Source organism: Paracoccus niistensis, from assembly GCF_042432925.1.
GTDB lineage: Bacteria > Pseudomonadota > Alphaproteobacteria > Rhodobacterales > Rhodobacteraceae > Paracoccus > Paracoccus niistensis.
This window is the reverse complement of sequence record NZ_JBHLWE010000017.1, coordinates 97,700-113,830: the sequence shown is the minus strand read 5'-3', so window position 1 is coordinate 113,830 and position 16,131 is coordinate 97,700. Positions and strand designations below refer to the sequence as shown.

General features: G+C 70.8%; 20 protein-coding genes. 17 read left to right on the top strand and 3 right to left on the bottom strand.

What is annotated here, in order from left to right:
* Window positions 1-53: 53 nt before the first annotated feature.
* The 17 genes from ACFFII_RS04850 to cysE all read left to right on the top strand — a co-directional run bounded on the left by ACFFII_RS04850 (window position 54) and on the right by cysE (window position 14,067).
* Window positions 54-1,286 (top strand): phage portal protein, encoded by a 1,233-nt coding sequence (locus ACFFII_RS04850; RefSeq protein WP_377697761.1) that lies wholly within the window; start codon window positions 54-56, stop codon window positions 1,284-1,286.
* Window position 1,287: 1 nt separating this feature from the next.
* A complete protein-coding gene (locus ACFFII_RS04845) occupies window positions 1,288-1,521 on the top strand; it encodes a GTA head formation protein, RCAP_rcc01685 family (protein WP_377697760.1) in 234 nt (77 codons plus the stop codon).
* Window positions 1,522-1,524: 3 nt separating this feature from the next.
* Window positions 1,525-2,067: an HK97 family phage prohead protease gene (locus ACFFII_RS04840; RefSeq protein WP_377697759.1), complete on the top strand. Its 543-nt coding sequence runs from the start codon at window positions 1,525-1,527 to the stop codon at window positions 2,065-2,067.
* A gap of 166 nt (window positions 2,068-2,233) precedes the next feature.
* Window positions 2,234-3,415, top strand: coding sequence for a phage major capsid protein (locus ACFFII_RS04835; RefSeq protein ID WP_377697758.1), 1,182 nt, complete (start codon window positions 2,234-2,236; stop codon window positions 3,413-3,415).
* 133 nt (window positions 3,416-3,548) lie between these two features.
* Window positions 3,549-4,157: a head-tail connector protein gene (locus tag ACFFII_RS04830; protein ID WP_377697757.1), complete on the top strand. Its 609-nt coding sequence runs from the start codon at window positions 3,549-3,551 to the stop codon at window positions 4,155-4,157.
* The gene (locus ACFFII_RS04825) at window positions 4,154-4,492 is read left to right on the top strand and encodes a head-tail adaptor protein (protein ID WP_377697756.1); all 339 of its coding nucleotides are present in this window, start codon (window positions 4,154-4,156) and stop codon (window positions 4,490-4,492) included. The genes ACFFII_RS04830 and ACFFII_RS04825 overlap by 4 nt, the downstream gene beginning before the upstream one ends.
* Window positions 4,489-4,920, top strand: coding sequence for a DUF3168 domain-containing protein (locus ACFFII_RS04820; RefSeq protein WP_377697755.1), 432 nt, complete (start codon window positions 4,489-4,491; stop codon window positions 4,918-4,920). The genes ACFFII_RS04825 and ACFFII_RS04820 overlap by 4 nt, the downstream gene beginning before the upstream one ends.
* A 13-nt stretch (window positions 4,921-4,933) precedes the next feature.
* On the top strand, window positions 4,934-5,362 hold the full coding sequence (locus ACFFII_RS04815; protein WP_377697754.1) for a phage major tail protein, TP901-1 family: 429 nt from the start codon (window positions 4,934-4,936) through the stop codon (window positions 5,360-5,362).
* Window positions 5,359-5,676 carry a gene transfer agent family protein gene (locus tag ACFFII_RS04810; protein ID WP_377697753.1) on the top strand — a complete coding sequence of 106 codons (318 nt, stop codon included), beginning with the start codon at window positions 5,359-5,361 and terminating at the stop codon, window positions 5,674-5,676. The genes ACFFII_RS04815 and ACFFII_RS04810 overlap by 4 nt, the downstream gene beginning before the upstream one ends.
* Window positions 5,673-5,900, top strand: coding sequence for a rcc01693 family protein (locus tag ACFFII_RS04805; RefSeq protein ID WP_377697752.1), 228 nt, complete (start codon window positions 5,673-5,675; stop codon window positions 5,898-5,900). The genes ACFFII_RS04810 and ACFFII_RS04805 overlap by 4 nt, the downstream gene beginning before the upstream one ends.
* 16 nt (window positions 5,901-5,916) lie before the next feature.
* On the top strand, window positions 5,917-6,573 hold the full coding sequence (locus ACFFII_RS04800) for an RcGTA-type gene transfer agent tail tape measure protein (RefSeq protein WP_377697751.1): 657 nt from the start codon (window positions 5,917-5,919) through the stop codon (window positions 6,571-6,573).
* Window positions 6,574-6,654: 81 nt separating this feature from the next.
* Complete coding sequence (locus ACFFII_RS04795) at window positions 6,655-7,287, top strand: phage distal tail protein, Rcc01695 family (RefSeq protein WP_377697750.1); 633 nt, start codon at window positions 6,655-6,657, stop codon at window positions 7,285-7,287.
* Window positions 7,284-8,120, top strand: coding sequence for a phage/gene transfer agent baseplate hub protein (locus tag ACFFII_RS04790; protein WP_377697749.1), 837 nt, complete (start codon window positions 7,284-7,286; stop codon window positions 8,118-8,120). Before ACFFII_RS04795 ends, ACFFII_RS04790 begins: the two co-directional genes overlap by 4 nt.
* Entirely contained in the window at window positions 8,117-8,551 is a 435-nt protein-coding gene (locus tag ACFFII_RS04785; protein ID WP_377697748.1) for a C40 family peptidase, read from the top strand. Before ACFFII_RS04790 ends, ACFFII_RS04785 begins: the two co-directional genes overlap by 4 nt.
* 44 nt (window positions 8,552-8,595) lie before the next feature.
* The gene (locus ACFFII_RS04780) at window positions 8,596-12,471 is read left to right on the top strand and encodes a baseplate multidomain protein megatron (protein WP_377697747.1); all 3,876 of its coding nucleotides are present in this window, start codon (window positions 8,596-8,598) and stop codon (window positions 12,469-12,471) included.
* Window positions 12,464-13,183: a DUF2793 domain-containing protein gene (locus ACFFII_RS04775; RefSeq protein WP_377697746.1), complete on the top strand. Its 720-nt coding sequence runs from the start codon at window positions 12,464-12,466 to the stop codon at window positions 13,181-13,183. The genes ACFFII_RS04780 and ACFFII_RS04775 overlap by 8 nt, the downstream gene beginning before the upstream one ends.
* A 59-nt stretch (window positions 13,184-13,242) precedes the next feature.
* Entirely contained in the window at window positions 13,243-14,067 is an 825-nt protein-coding gene (gene cysE / locus ACFFII_RS04770) for a serine O-acetyltransferase (protein ID WP_377697744.1), read from the top strand.
* On the opposite strand, the gene ACFFII_RS04765 is transcribed toward cysE, so the two are convergent.
* The 3 genes from ACFFII_RS04765 to ACFFII_RS04755 are packed head-to-tail and all read right to left on the bottom strand — an operon-like array spanning window position 14,064 to window position 16,110.
* Complete coding sequence (locus ACFFII_RS04765) at window positions 14,064-15,128, bottom strand: quinone-dependent dihydroorotate dehydrogenase (RefSeq protein WP_377697743.1); 1,065 nt, start codon at window positions 15,126-15,128, stop codon at window positions 14,064-14,066. The genes cysE and ACFFII_RS04765 overlap by 4 nt on opposite strands.
* Window positions 15,125-15,460: a DUF952 domain-containing protein gene (locus tag ACFFII_RS04760; RefSeq protein WP_377697741.1), complete on the bottom strand. Its 336-nt coding sequence runs from the start codon at window positions 15,458-15,460 to the stop codon at window positions 15,125-15,127. Before ACFFII_RS04760 ends, ACFFII_RS04765 begins: the two co-directional genes overlap by 4 nt.
* Window positions 15,454-16,110: an N-acetylmuramoyl-L-alanine amidase gene (locus ACFFII_RS04755; RefSeq protein ID WP_377697740.1), complete on the bottom strand. Its 657-nt coding sequence runs from the start codon at window positions 16,108-16,110 to the stop codon at window positions 15,454-15,456. The genes ACFFII_RS04760 and ACFFII_RS04755 overlap by 7 nt, the downstream gene beginning before the upstream one ends.
* Window positions 16,111-16,131: the final 21 nt, after the last annotated feature.

Here is a 16,131-nt window from a genome sequence, read left to right as displayed (position 1 = left end):
CGAAGGGGTCGTCCTTTGGGGGCGGCCCTTTTTCTTTGGGTCAGGAGGCACGCATGGCGATGCGGTGGTTCGGGCGGCGCGCGCCGCGGGAAGGCATGGGCGCCCCTGAAGGGGCCGCCGAGGTGAAGGTGGCGCCGGTCGCGGCCGTGGTCGAGGCCAAGGCGAGCGCCGCCGGGAAGGTGATGGCGGCGCAGGCAGCCGGGCGGGCGCTGTGGGGCGCGCGCGACACGGGCGCGCTGACGCGGGGGGGCTTTGTCGGCAACCCGGTGGGCTTCCGGGCGGTCAAGCTGGTGGCCGAGGCAGCGGCGGCGGTTCCACTGGTCTGCCAGGACGCCGAGCGGCGCTATGACGTGCATCCGGTGCTGGACCTGATGCGGCGGCCCAATCCGGGGCAGGGCCGGGCCGAGCTGTTCGAGGCGCTTTTCGGGCAGATCCTGCTGTCGGGGAACGGGTTTCTTGAGGCGGTGGACGTGGGTGCCTCGGGGTTGCCGGGCGAGTTGCACGTGCTGCGCTCGGACCGGATGAGCGTGGTGCCGGGGGCGGATGGCTGGCCTGTGGCATATGAGTATGCGGTGGGCGGGCGCAAGCATCGCTTCGACATGACCGGCTCGCCCGATCCGATCTGCCATATCCGCAGCTTCCATCCGACGGATGACCACTATGGGCTGTCGCCCATGCAGGCGGCGGCAGTGGCGGTGGATGTCCACAACTCGGCCAGCGCGTGGTCGCGGGCGCTTCTGGACAACGCGGCGCGGCCGAGCGGCGCGATCATCTACAAGGGCGCGGACGGGCAGGGGGTGCTGAGCCCCGATCAGTACGACCGCCTCGTCAGCGAGATGGAGCAGCATCATCAGGGCGCTCGGAACGCGGGCCGTCCGATGCTGCTGGAGGGCGGGCTCGACTGGAAGCCGATGGGGTTCTCGCCCTCGGACATGGAGTTCCACGAGACCAAGCTGGCGGCGGCGCGCGAGATCGCCATGGCCTTCGGGGTGCCGCCGATGCTGATCGGCATTCCAGGGGACGCGACCTACGCAAACTACGCCGAGGCGCATCGGGCCTTCTATCGGCTGACGGTGCTGCCGCTGGCGACGCGCGTCGCGGCAGGGGTGGCCTGGTGGCTGTCCGAGCATCTGGGCGCCGAGATCGACCTGAAGCCGGACCTGGACCAGATCCCGGCGCTGGCCGAGGAGCGGGACCAGCACTGGGCGCGGGTCGGGGCGGCGGGCTTCCTGACGGATGCCGAGAAGCGGGCGGCGCTGGGGCTGCCTCCGGTCGCGGGGGGCTGAGATGGAGGGGTCGAAGTTCATCGACCGCCCCTCGGTCTGGCACGAGCAGAAGCTGGAGGCGCAGGAGCGCATCATGGCGCTGCAGTTCGGGCAGGTGGACAAGCGGCTCGAGCGCATCGAGGCGCTGATCGAGGGGCTGGAAGGGCGGCTGTGGATGACGGTCTACGGCGTCATCGCCGTGATCCTGACGCAGGCGATCCAGTCGATCCTGCAATTCGCGGAAAAAGGGGTCTGAGGGATGCGGATGGACGATCTGGGGCTTGAGCTGAAGTTCGCGGGCGGCGCGCCCGTGCTGACGGAAGGCCATGTGATCGAGGGCTATGCGAGCCTGTTCGGCCTGGCCGACCAGGGCGGCGACATCGTGGCGCCGGGGGCATACGCGGCGAGCCTGGCGCGGCTGGCCGCCCGGGGGGACAAGGTGCGGATGCTGTGGCAGCACGACCCCGCCCAGCCCATCGGCATCTGGGAGGAGATCCGCGAGGACTCGCAGGGTCTCTGGGTGCGCGGCCGGCTGCTGCCCGAGGTGGCGCAGGCGCGCGAGGCGGCGGCGCTGATCGCGGCGGGGGCCATCGACGGGCTGTCGATCGGCTATCGCACGGTGCGGGCCGAGCGCGACCGCGAGGGGCGCCGGGTGCTGGCGGAGGTCGAGCTGTGGGAGGTATCGCTGGTGACCTTCCCGATGCTGCGCGAGGCCAAGGTCGGGCGGAAGTCCGAGGAACTCGGGGCCGGCGAGGAACTGGCTGAGGCGCTGCGGGCGGCCTCGGCCGTGCTGCGGGGCTGACAAAGGGATCGCGGTCGGGCGGCGGGAGGGCGGGGCTGGTGAGGCGCCCCGGACCCGCCGCCTTGGGGCCGCTGAGGGGACCGGCCGGGCCATGCGCCCGCGCCGACGGCAGGCGGTCGGGGCGCAAAGGCGCTGCGGCCGCCTTTTCTGACGAGGAGAAACGGCGATGACCGAGGCAAGGACCGGCTTTGGGGAGGCCTGCGGCAGCGGGACGCCTGCCGGGCTGAAGGGCGCGATGGCCGAGTTCGTGAACGAACTCAAGGCTTTCCGTGAGAACGTCGAAGAGAAACTGCAAGCACAGGACAAACGCATGACCATGCTGGACCGCAAGACCGCCTTCCGGGGCCGCTCGCCCCTGTCGCAGGCCGCCGACACCGAGGCGCCGCATCAGAAGGCCTTCGCGGCCTACCTGCGCCGCGGTGATGACACGGCCCTGCGCAGCCTGGCGCTGGAGGAGAAGGCGATGGCCTCGGGCACCGACGGGGGGTATCTCGCCGCGCCCACGATCTCGGGCACCGTGCAGGCGGTGCTGCGCGCGACGGGCTCGATCCGCTCGCTGGCGACGGTCGTGCAGGTCGAGTCCTCGTCCTACGAAGTGCTGATGGACAAGTCGGACATCGGCGCGGGCTGGGCGTCCGAGGTCGCCTCGACCGCCGAAACGGACACGCCGCAGGTCGAGAAGATCTCGATCGCGCTGCATGAACTGGCGGCAATGCCCAAGGCCACGCAGCGCCTGCTGGACGACGCCTCGTTCGACCTGGAAAGCTGGCTGGCCGAGCGCATCGCCGAGAAGTTCGCCCGCGCGGAGGCAGCCGCCTTCATCAACGGCAGCGGCCTGGACAAGCCCAAGGGCATCCTGAACGTGCCGATGGCGCCGCAGGCCACCGCGACCGAGGCGCAGGTGGGCTTCGTCCTGACGGGCGTGCCGGGCGACTTCGCGGCCTCGGCTCCGGCCAACGCTCTGATCGACATGGTCTATGCGCTGGGCGCGGCTTATCGCGCCAACGCCACCTGGCTCATGAACAGCCGCCTGGCCGGAATGGTGCGCCGCATGCGCGACGGGGACGGCCGCTACCTGTGGTCGGACGGGCTGGCCGCGGGCGAGCCCGCGCGCCTGCTGGGCTATCCGGTGCTGATCAGCGAGGACATGCCGAACCCGGCGGCGGGGGCCAAGACCATCGCCTTCGGTGACTTCCGCCAGGCTTACACCATCGCCGAGCGGCCCGACTTGCGCATCCTGCGCGATCCCTACTCGGCCAAGCCGCACGTGCTGTTCTACGCGACCAAGCGCGTGGGCGGCACGGTGGTCGATCCTCGCGCCTTCAAGCTGCTGCACATGGGCACCTGAGGATCGCGGGGCGGGGCCGCGCAGGGCTGCCGGCCAGACCGGCAAAGCCACTGTCCGCGCGCGCTGTGGCCTGTGGCCGTGCCGCGGCCCCGATCTTCACCAGCGGCTGCTAGAGAAACGGGAGGTTTCAGGAATGTTGCTCGTCGAGGAAACCGCACCGGCACAGGCGTCGCTGCCCGTCGCCGCGCTGCGGGGCCACCTGCGGATGGGGTCGGGATTCGAACTGGTCGAGGATGCGACCGAGGACGCGGCGCTGGCGGGGTTCCTGCGCGCCGCCATCGCCACGGTCGAGGCGCGCACCGGCAAGGTGCTGCTGACGCGGGTCTTCCGCATGAGGCTGGAGGACTGGCGCGACCCGGCAGGCCAGCCTTTGCCGCTGGCCCCCGCGCTGTCGGTCGAGACGGTCGAGATGACGGACCGCGAGGGTCGGGTGAGCGAGGTGCCGCCCGCCCTGTGGCGGCTGGTGCCCGACAACCAGCGTCCGATCCTGGCGCCTACGGGGTCCAGCCTGCCGGCTGTGCCGCGGGGCGGCTTTGTCACGGTGCGCTTCGCGGCGGGCTTCGGGACCAGCTGGGACCGGGTGCCGGGCGATCTTGCACAGGCGGTGATGATGCTGGCCGCGCGCTATTACGAGGACCGGGGCTTCGACGGCAGCCAGCTTGCCCTGCCGCACGGGGTCAGCGCGCTGATCGAGCGGTGGCGGGCGGTCAGGACGCTCGCAGGACGCGGGGGGCGGGCATGAGCGCGCCCAGGGCGACGGTTCCGCTGGTGCTGGAACGCCCCGAGCGGGTGGCGGACGGCATGGGTGGCTACCGCATGGAATGGCGCTCGCTGGGCATCCTTTACGCGCAGATGCGCGCGGGCTCGGGCGCCGAGCGGCAGGGCGAGGTCGGGGCGGAAAGCGTCGTCCCCTGGCGGATCACCGTCCGCGCGGCGCGCGCCGGCGATCCGCGAAGGCCCGGCGCGGGGCAGCGCTTCCGCATGGGCGGGCGGGTCTTCCGCATCGAGGCGGTGGCCGAGGCGGACGGGGCCGGGCTGTGGCTGGACTGCCGCGCAAGGGAAGAGGGTCTGACATGAGTTTCCGTGCATCCGCGGCATTGCAGGCCGCGGTCTATCAGGCGTTGCGGGGTAACCCCGCGCTGGCCGCGCTGGTGGGCGACGCGATCTTCGACGCGATGCCCGCGACCCCGCCCACCGGCACCCACGTGGCGCTGGGCCCCGAGGACGTGGCGGACGCGGGCGACATGACGGGCGGCGGGGCGCGGCATGACTTCGTCGTCTCGGTGTTGTCGGGCACCGAGGACAGCGGCGGCTTTGCGGCGGTCAAGGCGGCCGCCGCGGCGGTGGTCGAGGCGCTGGAAGATGGCGGGCTTTCGCTTTCGACCGGCCATCTGGCCGGGTTGTGGTTCGTCAGCGCGCGGGCGCGGCGGGCCGATGGCGGCGCGGGTCGGCGCGTGGACATGACGTTCCGCGCGCGGATCGACCTGGGCCTGAAGGTGGCATGAGGAGGATGGATTGATGGCGGTGCAGAACGGGCGCGACCTGCTGATCAAGATGGACATGACGGGCGACGGCAGCTTTTCCACCATTGCCGGGCTGCGGGCGACGCGGCTCGCCTTCAACGCGGAAACCATCGACGTGACCTCGGTCGCAAGCGAAGGCGGCTGGCGCGAGCTGCTGGGCGGCGCGGGGGTGCGGTCGGCCTCGATTTCCGGGTCGGGGGTCTTCCGCGACGAGGCGACGGACGCACGGGCGCGGCAGGCCTTCTTCGACGGCGAGGTGCCGCGCTTTCAGGTGGTTATCCCCGGCTTCGGCACGGTCGAGGGGCCTTTCCAGATCACCGGGCTTGAATACGCGGGTAGCTACAACGGCGAGGCGACCTATGAGCTGTCGCTGGCCTCGGCGGGGGCGCTGAGCTTCCTGGCTGTGGCGGTGGTCGAGCCGTGAGCGTGAACCCGCACAGGGGCGAGGTGGCGGTGGTGCTGGACGGCCGCCGCCACGTCGCCCGGCTGACGTTGGGGGCGCTGGCGGCGCTGGAGGCAGACCTGGGCTGCGACAGCCTGCTGGGCGTGATCGAGCGGTTCGAGAGCGGGCGGTTTTCCAGCCGCGACGTGATCGCGGTGCTGGTCGCGGGTCTGCGCGGCGGCGGCTGGCAGGGCGAGCCGCCCGACCTGATGGTGGTGGAGGTGGAGGGCGGGCCGGTCGGGGCGGCGCGGGTCGCGGCCGAGCTGATCGCGCGCGCTTTCCACGGGCAGGCATGAGCGGCGCGGGCGGCGGGGAGGCTGCCCGCGCGCGGGAGGGTGGCCCGGGCCTCGACTGGCCGGGGCTGATGCGCGCGGGGATGCGTGGGCTGGGCCTGAGGCCGCGCGAGTTCTGGGACCTGACGCCCGCCGAACTGGCGCTGATGCTGGGGATCGAGTTCGGCGCGGGCGCGATGACGCGCGGGCGGCTGGACGCCCTGATGGCCGAGTTCCCCGACGGCTGAGCAATGGAGAAAGCGGATGGCGGACAGGGACGGCTTCGGCCGTGACGGGCTTGATCGTCTGGGCGAGCGCCTGGACCAGTCGGGCCGGATGACGGCGGCCTTCGAGGCCGAGCTTTCGCGGCTGGGCCAGGTCATGGGTCAGACGGGGCGCGAGGTGTCCTCGCTGACCTCGGGCTTTGGCGGGGGCCTGCGGCGGGCGTTCGAGGGCGTGGTGTTCGACGGGGTGAAGCTGTCGGACGCGCTGAAGGGCGTGGCACGAAGCATGGCGGACACGGTTTTCGCCGTAGCGATGCGGCCCGTGCAGCAGGCGGTGGCAGGTGCCTTGGCGCAGGGGGTCGGCGGGATGCTGGGCGGCGCGCTGCCCTTTGCCGATGGAGGCGCCTTTTCCCAAGGGCGGGTCATGCCCTTCGCCAAGGGAGGCGTCGTCAGCCAGCCCACCTTCTTCCCGATGCGCGGGGCGACCGGGCTGATGGGCGAGGCGGGCCCCGAGGCGATCATGCCGCTGCGGCGGGGCGCCGACGGGCGGCTGGGCGTGGCCGCGGCAGGTGGAGGGCGGCCGGTGAACGTCACCTTCAACGTGACGACACCGGACGTGGCCGGGTTCCAGCGCAGCCAGAGCCAGATCGCGGCGCGGCTGGGGCGGGTGATCGCCAGAGGCGAGCGGAACGGGTGAGGGCTTCGGCCCCGCCGCCTGCGGCTCTCTCGGGTATTTGGGTCAGGAAAGAAGCACGGGTCGTGCTGGGAAGGTTGCAGAATGGCATTTCATGAGGTGCGGTTTCCGGCCGATCTGTCCTTCGGCTCGATGGGCGGACCCGAGCGGCGGACCGAGATCGTGACGCTGACCAACGGCTTCGAGGAGCGCAACAGCCCCTGGGCGCATTCGCGCAGGCGCTATGACGCGGGGCTGGGTTTACGGGGCCTCGACGATATCGCGGCGCTGATCGCCTTCTTCGAGGCGCGGGGCGGGCAGTTGCACGGCTTCCGCTGGAAGGACTGGACGGACTGGAAGTCCTGCGTGCCGAGCCGCGCGGTCGCCTTCGACGACCAGGTGATCGGGCAGGGCGACGGGCGGACGATCGAGTTCCGGTTGAGCAAGCTTTACCGCTCGGGGACGGCCGAGTATCGGCGGCCGGTCGTGAAGCCGGTCGAGGGAACGGTGCGCGTCGGCATCGGCGGGGTCGAGAAGTTCGAGACGATCGACTTCACCTGCGACCACGCGACGGGGGTGATCCGGCTGAAGGACGCGCCGATGCGGGACGCGCCGGTCACGGCAGGCTTCGAGTTCGACGTGCCGGTGCGCTTCGATACCGACCGGATCGCGGTGTCGGTGGCGAGTTTCCAGGCGGGCGACGTGCCGCAGATCCCGGTGGTCGAGGTGCGGACATGACGGCGACCACGATTGCGCGGGCTTGGGCGGTCCGGCGCGCTGACGGGCTGACCTTGGGGTTCACGGACCACGACGGGGTGCTGTCCTTCGAGGGGATCGCGTTCCGGCCCGAGGCGGGGCTGACGGCGCAGGCTCTGGTGCAGGGGCTTGGCCTTGCGGTGGACAACACCGAGGCGCAGGGCGTGCTGTCAGACGAGGCTATCACCGCCGAGGACCTGGCGGCGGGCCGCTGGGACGGCGCCGAGGTGCGGCTGTGGGAGGTGGACTGGACCGATGTGACCTCGCGCCGGTTGGTGTTTCGCGGCTCGCTGGGCGAGATCACCTTTGCGGCGGGCGCCTTCCGGGCCGAGTTGCGGGGCTTGGCCGAGGCGCTGAACCGGGCGCAGGGGCGGGTCTATCACCCGCGCTGCTCGGCCCTGCTGGGGGATGGGCAGTGCCGGTTCGACCTGGACCGCGAGGGGTTCTGGGCCGAGGGCACCATCGCCTCGCTGGACGAAGGCGGCGCGCGGCTGGAGCTGCACGGTGTCCCGGCGCATCGGGCCGAGTGGTTCGAGCATGGGCGGATCGCCTTCCTGGACGGTGCGGCGCAGGGGCTGGCGGGCGCGGTCAAGATCGACGCCATGCCGGAGCCCGGCGTCAGGACGGTCGAGTTGTGGGCGGCGCCCGGTGCGGCGCCGGCCGTGGGGGACCGGGTGCGGCTCACGGCGGGTTGCGACAAGCGGGCCGAGACCTGCCGGGGGAAGTTCCTCAACTTTCTCAACTTCCGGGGTTTTCCGCATCTGCCGCCCGAGGACTGGCTGATCGCGCCGCAGGCGAACGGGGGGCGGCAATGAGCGCGCGGGCGGTCGAACTGGCGCGGGAGTGGATCGGGACGCCCTACGTGCATCAGGGCTCGGCCCAAGGGGCAGGGGCGGATTGCCTTGGCCTGGTGCGGGGCGTCTGGCGCGGGCTTTACGGGACCGAGCCGGAGACCGCGCCCCCCTATACCGCCGACTGGGGCGAGACTGGGGGCGGCGAGCCCCTGCTGACGGCCGCGCTGCGGAACCTGGTGGCGGTGGCGCCGGATGTGCCCGAGACGCCGGGCGAGGTGCTGCTGTTTCGCATGAGGGACGGGGCGGTCGCCAAGCACCTGGGCATCCGCGCGGGGGTCGGCAGCGAGGCGAGCTTCGTTCACGCCTATGACCGTCACGGGGTCGTCGAAAGCCCGCTTTCCGCCCCATGGCGGGCGCGGATCGCGGCACGGTTCCGATGGCCCGAGCCGTGAGGCGGGCCTGAGGGCCGCCAATTCAGGACAGATGGGAGAAGGCGATGGCGACCATCCTTTTGGCGGCGGCCGGGTCGGCCGTGGGCGCGGGCTTTGGCGGCACGATGCTGGGCCTGACCGGCGCGGTCGTCGGCCGTGCGGTGGGTGCGACGGTCGGCCGCGTGATCGATCAGCGGCTGCTGGGCGGCGGCGCGCGGTCCGTTGAGACGGGGCGCATCGACCGGCTGCGGCTGCAGACGGCGGGCGAGGGGACCGCGATCCCGCGCGTTTGGGGGCAGATGCGGGTGCCGGGCCATGTCATCTGGGCCTCGCCCGTGACCGAGATCAGCCGGACGCAGGACGCGGGCGGCAAGGGATCGGGGCCGCGCGTGACCGAGATCAGCTACCGGCTGAGCCTGGCCATCGCCTTGTGCGAGGGGCCGATCCTGTCGGTGGGGCGTGTCTGGGCGGATGGGGAGGAGGTCGCGGCCTCGGACCTGAACCTGCGCGTCTATCGCGGGGACGAGGTGCAATTGCCGGACCCCGCAGTCGCCGCGCACGAGGGCGAGGCGGCGCCCGCCTATCGCGGTATCGCATATGTGGTGTTGGAGGATCTGGCGCTGGAGCGCTGGGGCAACCGGGTGCCGCAGTTGAGTTTCGAGGTGACGCGCGGCGTGAATGGCACGGCCTCGCTGGCCGAGAACGTGCAGGCGGTCGCGCTGATCCCGGGGACGGGGGAATACGCGCTGGCGACGCGGCAGGTGTCCATCGACCTCGGGCTGGGCGAGACGCGCATCCTCAACCGCAACACGCCTATGGGCGGGACGGACTTTCAGGTCTCGCTGGCGACCTTGGGGCGCGAACTGCCGAAGGTGGAGTCTGTGTCGCTGGTCGTGTCGTGGTTCGGAGACGACCTGCGGGCGGGGAACTGCTCCGTGCAGCCGAAGGTCGAGCAGACCGAGATCGACGCCGAGGAGATGCCGTGGCGCGCGGGCGGGATCGGGCGCGGCGAGGCCGCGACCATCGCGCGGAAGGACGGGCGGTCGATCTACGGGGGGACTCCGTCCGACGGGTCGGTGGTTGAGGCAATCCGGGCAATCCGCGCCTCGGGCAAGGCAGCCGTGTTCTATCCGTTCATCCTGATGGAGCAGATGGCCGGGAACGGGCGTGCGGACCCTTGGACGGGGGCCGATGACCAGCCGGTCATGCCTTGGCGGGGGAGGATCACGACCTCGGTTGCCGCCGGTCGCAAGGGCTCGCCCCAAGGGACGGCTGTGGCAGATGCCGAGGTGGCGGCGTTCTTCGGGACGGCCTCGGTCGGGGACTTTGCCGAGAAGGACGGGCGGATCGTCTATTCGGGGCCGCAGGAATGGGGCTATCGCCGCTTCATCCTGCATTACGCGCATCTGTGCCGGATGGCGGGCGGGATCGACGCCTTCCTGATCGGGTCCGAGATGATCGGGCTGACGCAGATCCGGGGGGCGCAGGGCTATCCGGCTGTTGCGGCGCTGCGGCGGCTGGCGGCGGAGGTGCGTTCGATCATCGGGCCCGGCGTCAAGCTGGGCTATGCGGCGGACTGGTCCGAGTATTTCGGGCATCATCCGGGCGGGGGCGAGGCGGTGTTCCACCTCGATCCGCTGTGGGGCGACGAGAACATCGATTTCGTTGGCATCGACAACTACATGCCGCTGTCGGACTGGCGCGAGGGCGAGGGGCATCTCGACGCGCATTGGGGCGACATCCGCAATGTCGATTACCTGCGCGCCAATGTCTGCGGCGGCGAGGGGTTCGACTGGTATTATGCCAGCGACGAGCATCGCTTGGCGCAGGTCCGCACGCCCATCACGGACGGGCAGGGCGAGCCGTGGATCTGGCGCTACAAGGACCTGAAGGGCTGGTGGTCGAACTGGCACTACGACCGAGGGCCGGATGGCGCGCGGTCGGCCGAGCCGACGCCTTGGGTGCCGGGGTCGAAGCCGATCTGGTTCACGGAATACGGCTGCGCGGCCCTGGACAAGGGGACCAACCAGCCCAACAAGTTCCTCGACGCCATGAGCAGCGAGTCGATGCTGCCCTGGTTCTCGGACGGGCGGCGGGATGATGCGATCCAGGCGGCCTATGTCGAGGCGGTGACGTCGTACTGGGCCGATCCGGCGAACAACCCTGTCCTGAAGGGCGGGGGCCGTATGGTCGAGCTGTCTCGCGCCCATGTCTGGGCTTGGGACGCGCGGCCCTATCCGGCCTTCCCGGCGCGGGGTGACCTGTGGTCGGACGGGCCTGCGTGGGAGCGGGGGCACTGGCTGAACGGCCGGGCGGGCGCGGTGCCGCTGGCGGATGTGGTGCGTGACATCTGTGAAGGTGCAGGCGTCGCGGCCTTCGACGTGAGCGGGCTGCATGGGATAGTGCGCGGCTATGCCGTCAGCGGGGCCGAGAGTGGGCGGGCAGCGTTGCAGCCCTTGATGCTCGCGCATGGCTTCGACGCTGTGGAACGGGACGGCGTGCTGCGCTTCGTCATGCGGGACGGACGGGTGGACGCGGTGCTGGCCGAGGACGAGCTTGCGGTCGCCGAGGAGGTCGGCGGCTTCGAGATCACCCGCGCTCCCTTGGCCGAGACGGTGGGCCGGGTGCGGCTGAGCCATGTCGAGGCAGGCGCCGACTATGGCGCGCGGACGGCCGAGGCGGCCTTGCCGGACGGGCAGGTCCTATCGGTGTCGGACAGCGATTTGCCGATGGTGCTGACGCTGGGCGAAGGGCACGCGGTCGCCGCGCGCTGGCTGGTCGAGGCGAAGGTGGCGCAGGATGCGGCGCGCTTTGCCTTGCCGCCGTCACGGGCCGATCTGGGGCCCGGTGACGTGGTACGGCTGGCGGATGGCGTAGGGGCCGGGGACCGCTGGCGCATCGATCGGGTCGAGCGGGCGGGGGCCGCTCTGGTGGAGGCTGTGCGGGTTGAGCCGGGGGTCTATAGGCCCGCGCCTTACGTCACCGGTGAGTTGCGCGGGAAGGCGCATGTTCCGGCGGGGCCGGTCTGGCCGGTCTTCCTGGACCTGCCGCTGATGCGGGGAACCGAGGTGTCTCATGCGCCGTGGCTGGCGGCCACGGGGACTCCGTGGCCCGGCGCAGTGCGGGCCTGGATGTCTGTCGAGGAGGACGGCGGCTGGCAGCCGAACGTCGTCCTGCCCAGCCGAGCGGTCATGGGGGTGACGCTGGGGGCGCTGCCTGCGGCGAGGTCGGGTGTTCTGGACCGGGGACCTGCACTGCGGCTCCGGGTCAAGGGCGGGAACCTGCGGTCGATCAGCCGCAACGCGCTGCTGGCGGGCAGCAACGTGCTGGCGATCGGGGACGGCTCGCCAGGAAATTGGGAGCTGATGCAGTTCTCCGAGGCGAAGCTGGTGGCGCCGGGCGAGTGGGAGATCTCGGGGCGGGTGCGGGGGCAGGCGGGGACCGATGCGCTGATGCCGGCGGAGTGGCCGGCAGGCAGCGTGGTCGTGCTGATGGACGGCTCTCCGCGTCAGGTCGATGTGGAGCCGGACGCGCGGCGGCAGTTGCGCCACTGGCGGATCGGGCCATCGAGCCAAGGGCCTGACGACGAGAGCTATCGGCAGCAGTCCCATGCCTTTGCGGGTGCGGGCCTGCGGCCGCTGTCGCCCTGCCATCTCGCGGTCAACGGCCGGGAGGTGACCTGGGTCCGGCGCACCAGGACCGGCGGTGACGGTTGGGACGCGCCCGAGGTGCCTCTGGGCGAGGCTTATGAACGCTATGTCCTGCGGCTGGTCCGGGGCACGGCCGAACTGCACCGGCAGGAAGTTACGCAACCTTCCTGGACGATCCCCGAGAGCGTCTGGACGCGCGCGGCGCAGGGGGGCGGCTTCGCCATCGAGGTGGCGCAGCTATCCGAAATCTACGGGCCCGGCCCGTCTGTCAGGAGGAATATCCATGTCTGAACAGGCAACGCTGCGCTGCGGGCTGCCCTTGCTGCAGCCCGCGCAGGCGCAGAAGCATGTCACGGTGAACGACGGGCTGATGCGGCTGGATGGGCTGGTGAACCTGGTGCTGCAGAGCGTCACGGTCGCCAGCCCTCCGGTCGCGGTGACGGACGGGCAGTGCTGGGCCGTGCCCTTCGGCGCGGGCGGTCCATGGGGAGGGCACGCGGGACGCATCGCCATCGGCGCGAATGGCGGCTGGGTCTTTGCCGAGCCTCAGCGCGGGCAGCGGGCCTTTGTGGTGGATCAGGGCTCAAGCGCGCTGTGGGATGGGTCCGCCTGGTTGCCGGGTGCGCTGACCATGGGGGCCATGGGGGGTGGCCTCAGCGCCGGGATAACGGCGGGCGAGGCAGGGATCACCGCGGGCACGACGGTGGCGACGGGCGTCTTCATCCCGGCGAACGTGCTTGTCCTTGGGGTCACCGGCCGCGTCGTCGAGCCCGTCACCGGCACGCTGACAAGCTGGATGATCGGGGTGAGCGGGGCGGACAACCGCTTCGGCTCGGGGCTTGGGCTGCCGCTGAACTCGTGGGGGCAGGGGCTGCTGTCAGCGCCCTTCGCCGTCTATGCACCGCAGGAGCTGCGGCTGACCGCCACGGGGGGCAACTTCGCCGGCGGGCGGGTACGCCTGGCGATCCACTGGCTTTCCCTTCGCGTTCCCGATCCGGTCTGAGGCTTTCCGTCGTCCTCAACCTTCCCTAAATGGGAAAAGGCGACGAAAGGAACCGTGACATGGACGGACAGCCCTATGCCGATAGCCCCGAGGTGACCCACGCCTCGGTCTGGCACCAGATCCAGCGCGAGGCCGCCGAGGCGGCCGCCGCCGAGCCTCTGCTGGGCGCCCTGATCCACGCGGGGCTGCTGCACCACCGGACCTTTCCGGCGGCGCTGGGCTATCGCTTTTCGCTGAAGCTCGCCTCGGGCGAGATGAGCGAGCAGATCCTGCGCGAGATCGCCGATGACGCCCACCGGCGTGAGCCGGCGCTGGCTATGGCCGCCGAGGCCGACCTGCGCGCAGTTTACGAACGCGACCCGGCCTGCCACCGACTGATGCAGCCGATGCTGTTCTTCAAGGGCTTCCAGGCGCTGCAGGCTTACCGGATCGGGCACTGGCTGTGGGACCACGGCCGCCGCGACATGGCCTATTTCGTGCAGATGCGCTGTTCCGAGGTCTTCGGCGTGGACATCCACCCCGCCGCCCGGATCGGGACGGGGGTGATGATTGACCACGCCCATTCCATCGTGATCGGGGAAACGGCAGTCGTGGGCAACGATGTATCCATGCTGCATTCGGTGACGCTGGGCGGCACCGGAAAAGAGGACGGCGACCGCCATCCCAAGATCGGGGATGGCGTGCTGATCGGCGCGGGTGCGAAGGTGCTGGGCAACATCAGCGTGGGCCGCTGCAGCCGCATTGCCGCAGGCTCGGTCGTGCTGACGGACGTGCCGCCCTGCAAGACTGTTGCCGGGGTTCCCGCGCGGATCGTGGGCGACGCGGGCTGCAGCGCGCCTTCGGACATGATGAACCAGATCCTGGGACTGGAAGGGATCGTCTAGGCTGCCCATCGGTCGGCTGCGCTGCCGGTGAGGTCGGCAAGCTTTGTATTCCCGGCCACGAGCCGGGCGTCGAGGCCGTGCGCGATGCGATCAGCGAGCGAGAAGCCTTGGTAGATGAGGGCGCTGTAGATTTGGAGGGCCGAGGCGCCCGCCTCGATCTTGGACCAAGCCTCGTCCACGGAGCCGATGCCGCCCACGCCGATGATCGGCAGGCTGCCGCCGAGATGGCGGTAAAGGCGGGCGAGCATCCTTGTGGATAGGTCGAACAGGGGGGTGCCCGAGAGGCCGCCGGTTTCGCTCGCGTGGCGCGAGGCCAAGCCGTTGCGGGTCAATGTGGTGTTGGTGGCGATGGCGCCGTCAACACCGCTATCTTTCAGCACGGCGGCGAGTTCGGCCAGCGCCTGCTCGTCGAGGTCGGGAGCGATCTTGACGAAAACCGGCGGGCGCGCTTCCGAGGCGTTGCGGGCGTCGAGAACACCTTGGATCAGGGCCGACAGGGCGCGGGCGCCCTGCAGGTCGCGCAGCTTCTCGGTGTTGGGGGAACTGACGTTGATCGTCAGGAAGTCGGCCACGGGTGCGGCAAGGCTCGCCACGCGGGCAAAGTCGGCGGCGCGGTCGGCGCTGTCCTTGTTGGCGCCGATGTTGAGGCCGACCGGGACGCCGTTGCGTGGGCATGCGCCGAGACGGGCGCAGACGGCCTCGGCGCCTTCGTTGTTGAAGCCGAAGCGGTTGATGATCGCTTGGTCTTCGGTCAGGCGAAAAAGCCTTGGTTTCGGGTTGCCAGGCTGGGGCCGGGGCGTGGCGGCTCCGACCTCGACGAAGCCGAAGCCTGCGCGGGTCAGGGGTCCGATCACGCGGGCGTTCTTGTCGTAGCCTGCGGCGAGGCCGACCGGGTTCGGGAGGTCCAGCCCGGCCAGACGCGTGGCAAGCCGCGGCGAGGTGAAGGGTTTGCCCGGCAACGGCACGAGGCCGGTGGAGAGCGCCTTGAGCGACAGGTCATGGGCGCGTTCCGGGTCGAGCCGGTGAAGGGCGGCAAGGCCTGCACGTTCGATCAGGCTCATGCGAGTTCCCCCGGTTCGTGGCCTGCGCGACCGAGCGGGATGAGGCGGTGCCACACCACGTCCGAGAGGCGAAGTTCCCGGTAGAGATGCGGGAAGAGTGCGCCACCACGCGAGGGCTCCCACCGAAGGGCGGGGGAAAGCGAGTCGCCCTCGCAGGCAAGAAGGATAAGGTTGTTCTCGCCTGCAAAATGCTTGGAAAGTGTGGTCGGAAGCTGCTCGGCCGTCGAGAAATGGATATAGCCGTCCGCCACGTCCACCGGAGCGCCATCGGTGCGACCGGCGGCTTGCAGGGCCGCCCATTCCTCGGCGCGAAGCGCCTTGTAGATCAGCATGTTTCCTCTTGCGGCAGGACCGCCAGCACGCCTGCGGCGATACGGCGGTCGTCGTCATTCTCAGGCCCGTCGTTCCACGGGCAGAAGCGCAGGCGGAAGGCGGACAGCCGGGTATCGGCAGCGGCCGACGGGTAACCGATGCGGTCGAGCATGGCGGCGAGCGGTGCCTCTGCCGTGCCAATGCCCGCTCTCAGCGCAAGGCCTTGGCGGGCAAGGCGTTCCCAGTCGAAGCGGGGGCCAGGATCGGTCTTGCGGCCTGGTGCCAGGTCCGAATGGGCGATCACGCGATGGGGCAGGATGGACCAGCGGGCCATGATCCCGATCAGCAGGGCTTCCAGCGCGGTCATCTGCGGATGGGGGAAGGGGCGGTCGCCTGGGTTGGCAAGCTCGATGCCGATGGATTGCGAGTTCACGTCCTCACGCCCCTGCCAACTGCCAGCGCCGGCGTGCCAGGCGCGGCGACCCTCGGGAACCAGCGCCTCGGTTGTGCCGTCGGCGTCGATGATCCAATGGGCCGAGACCTCGGCGGCGGGATCGCAGAGGCGGGCACGGGCCGAGGCATGGTCGACCATGCCGGTGTAGTGGATCACGATCAGGTCGGGCGCCTGCGGGCCGCGCCGCTCGCCATGGTTGGGGGACGGAAAGCTCATGCTTGGCCGGTCCCGTCAGGG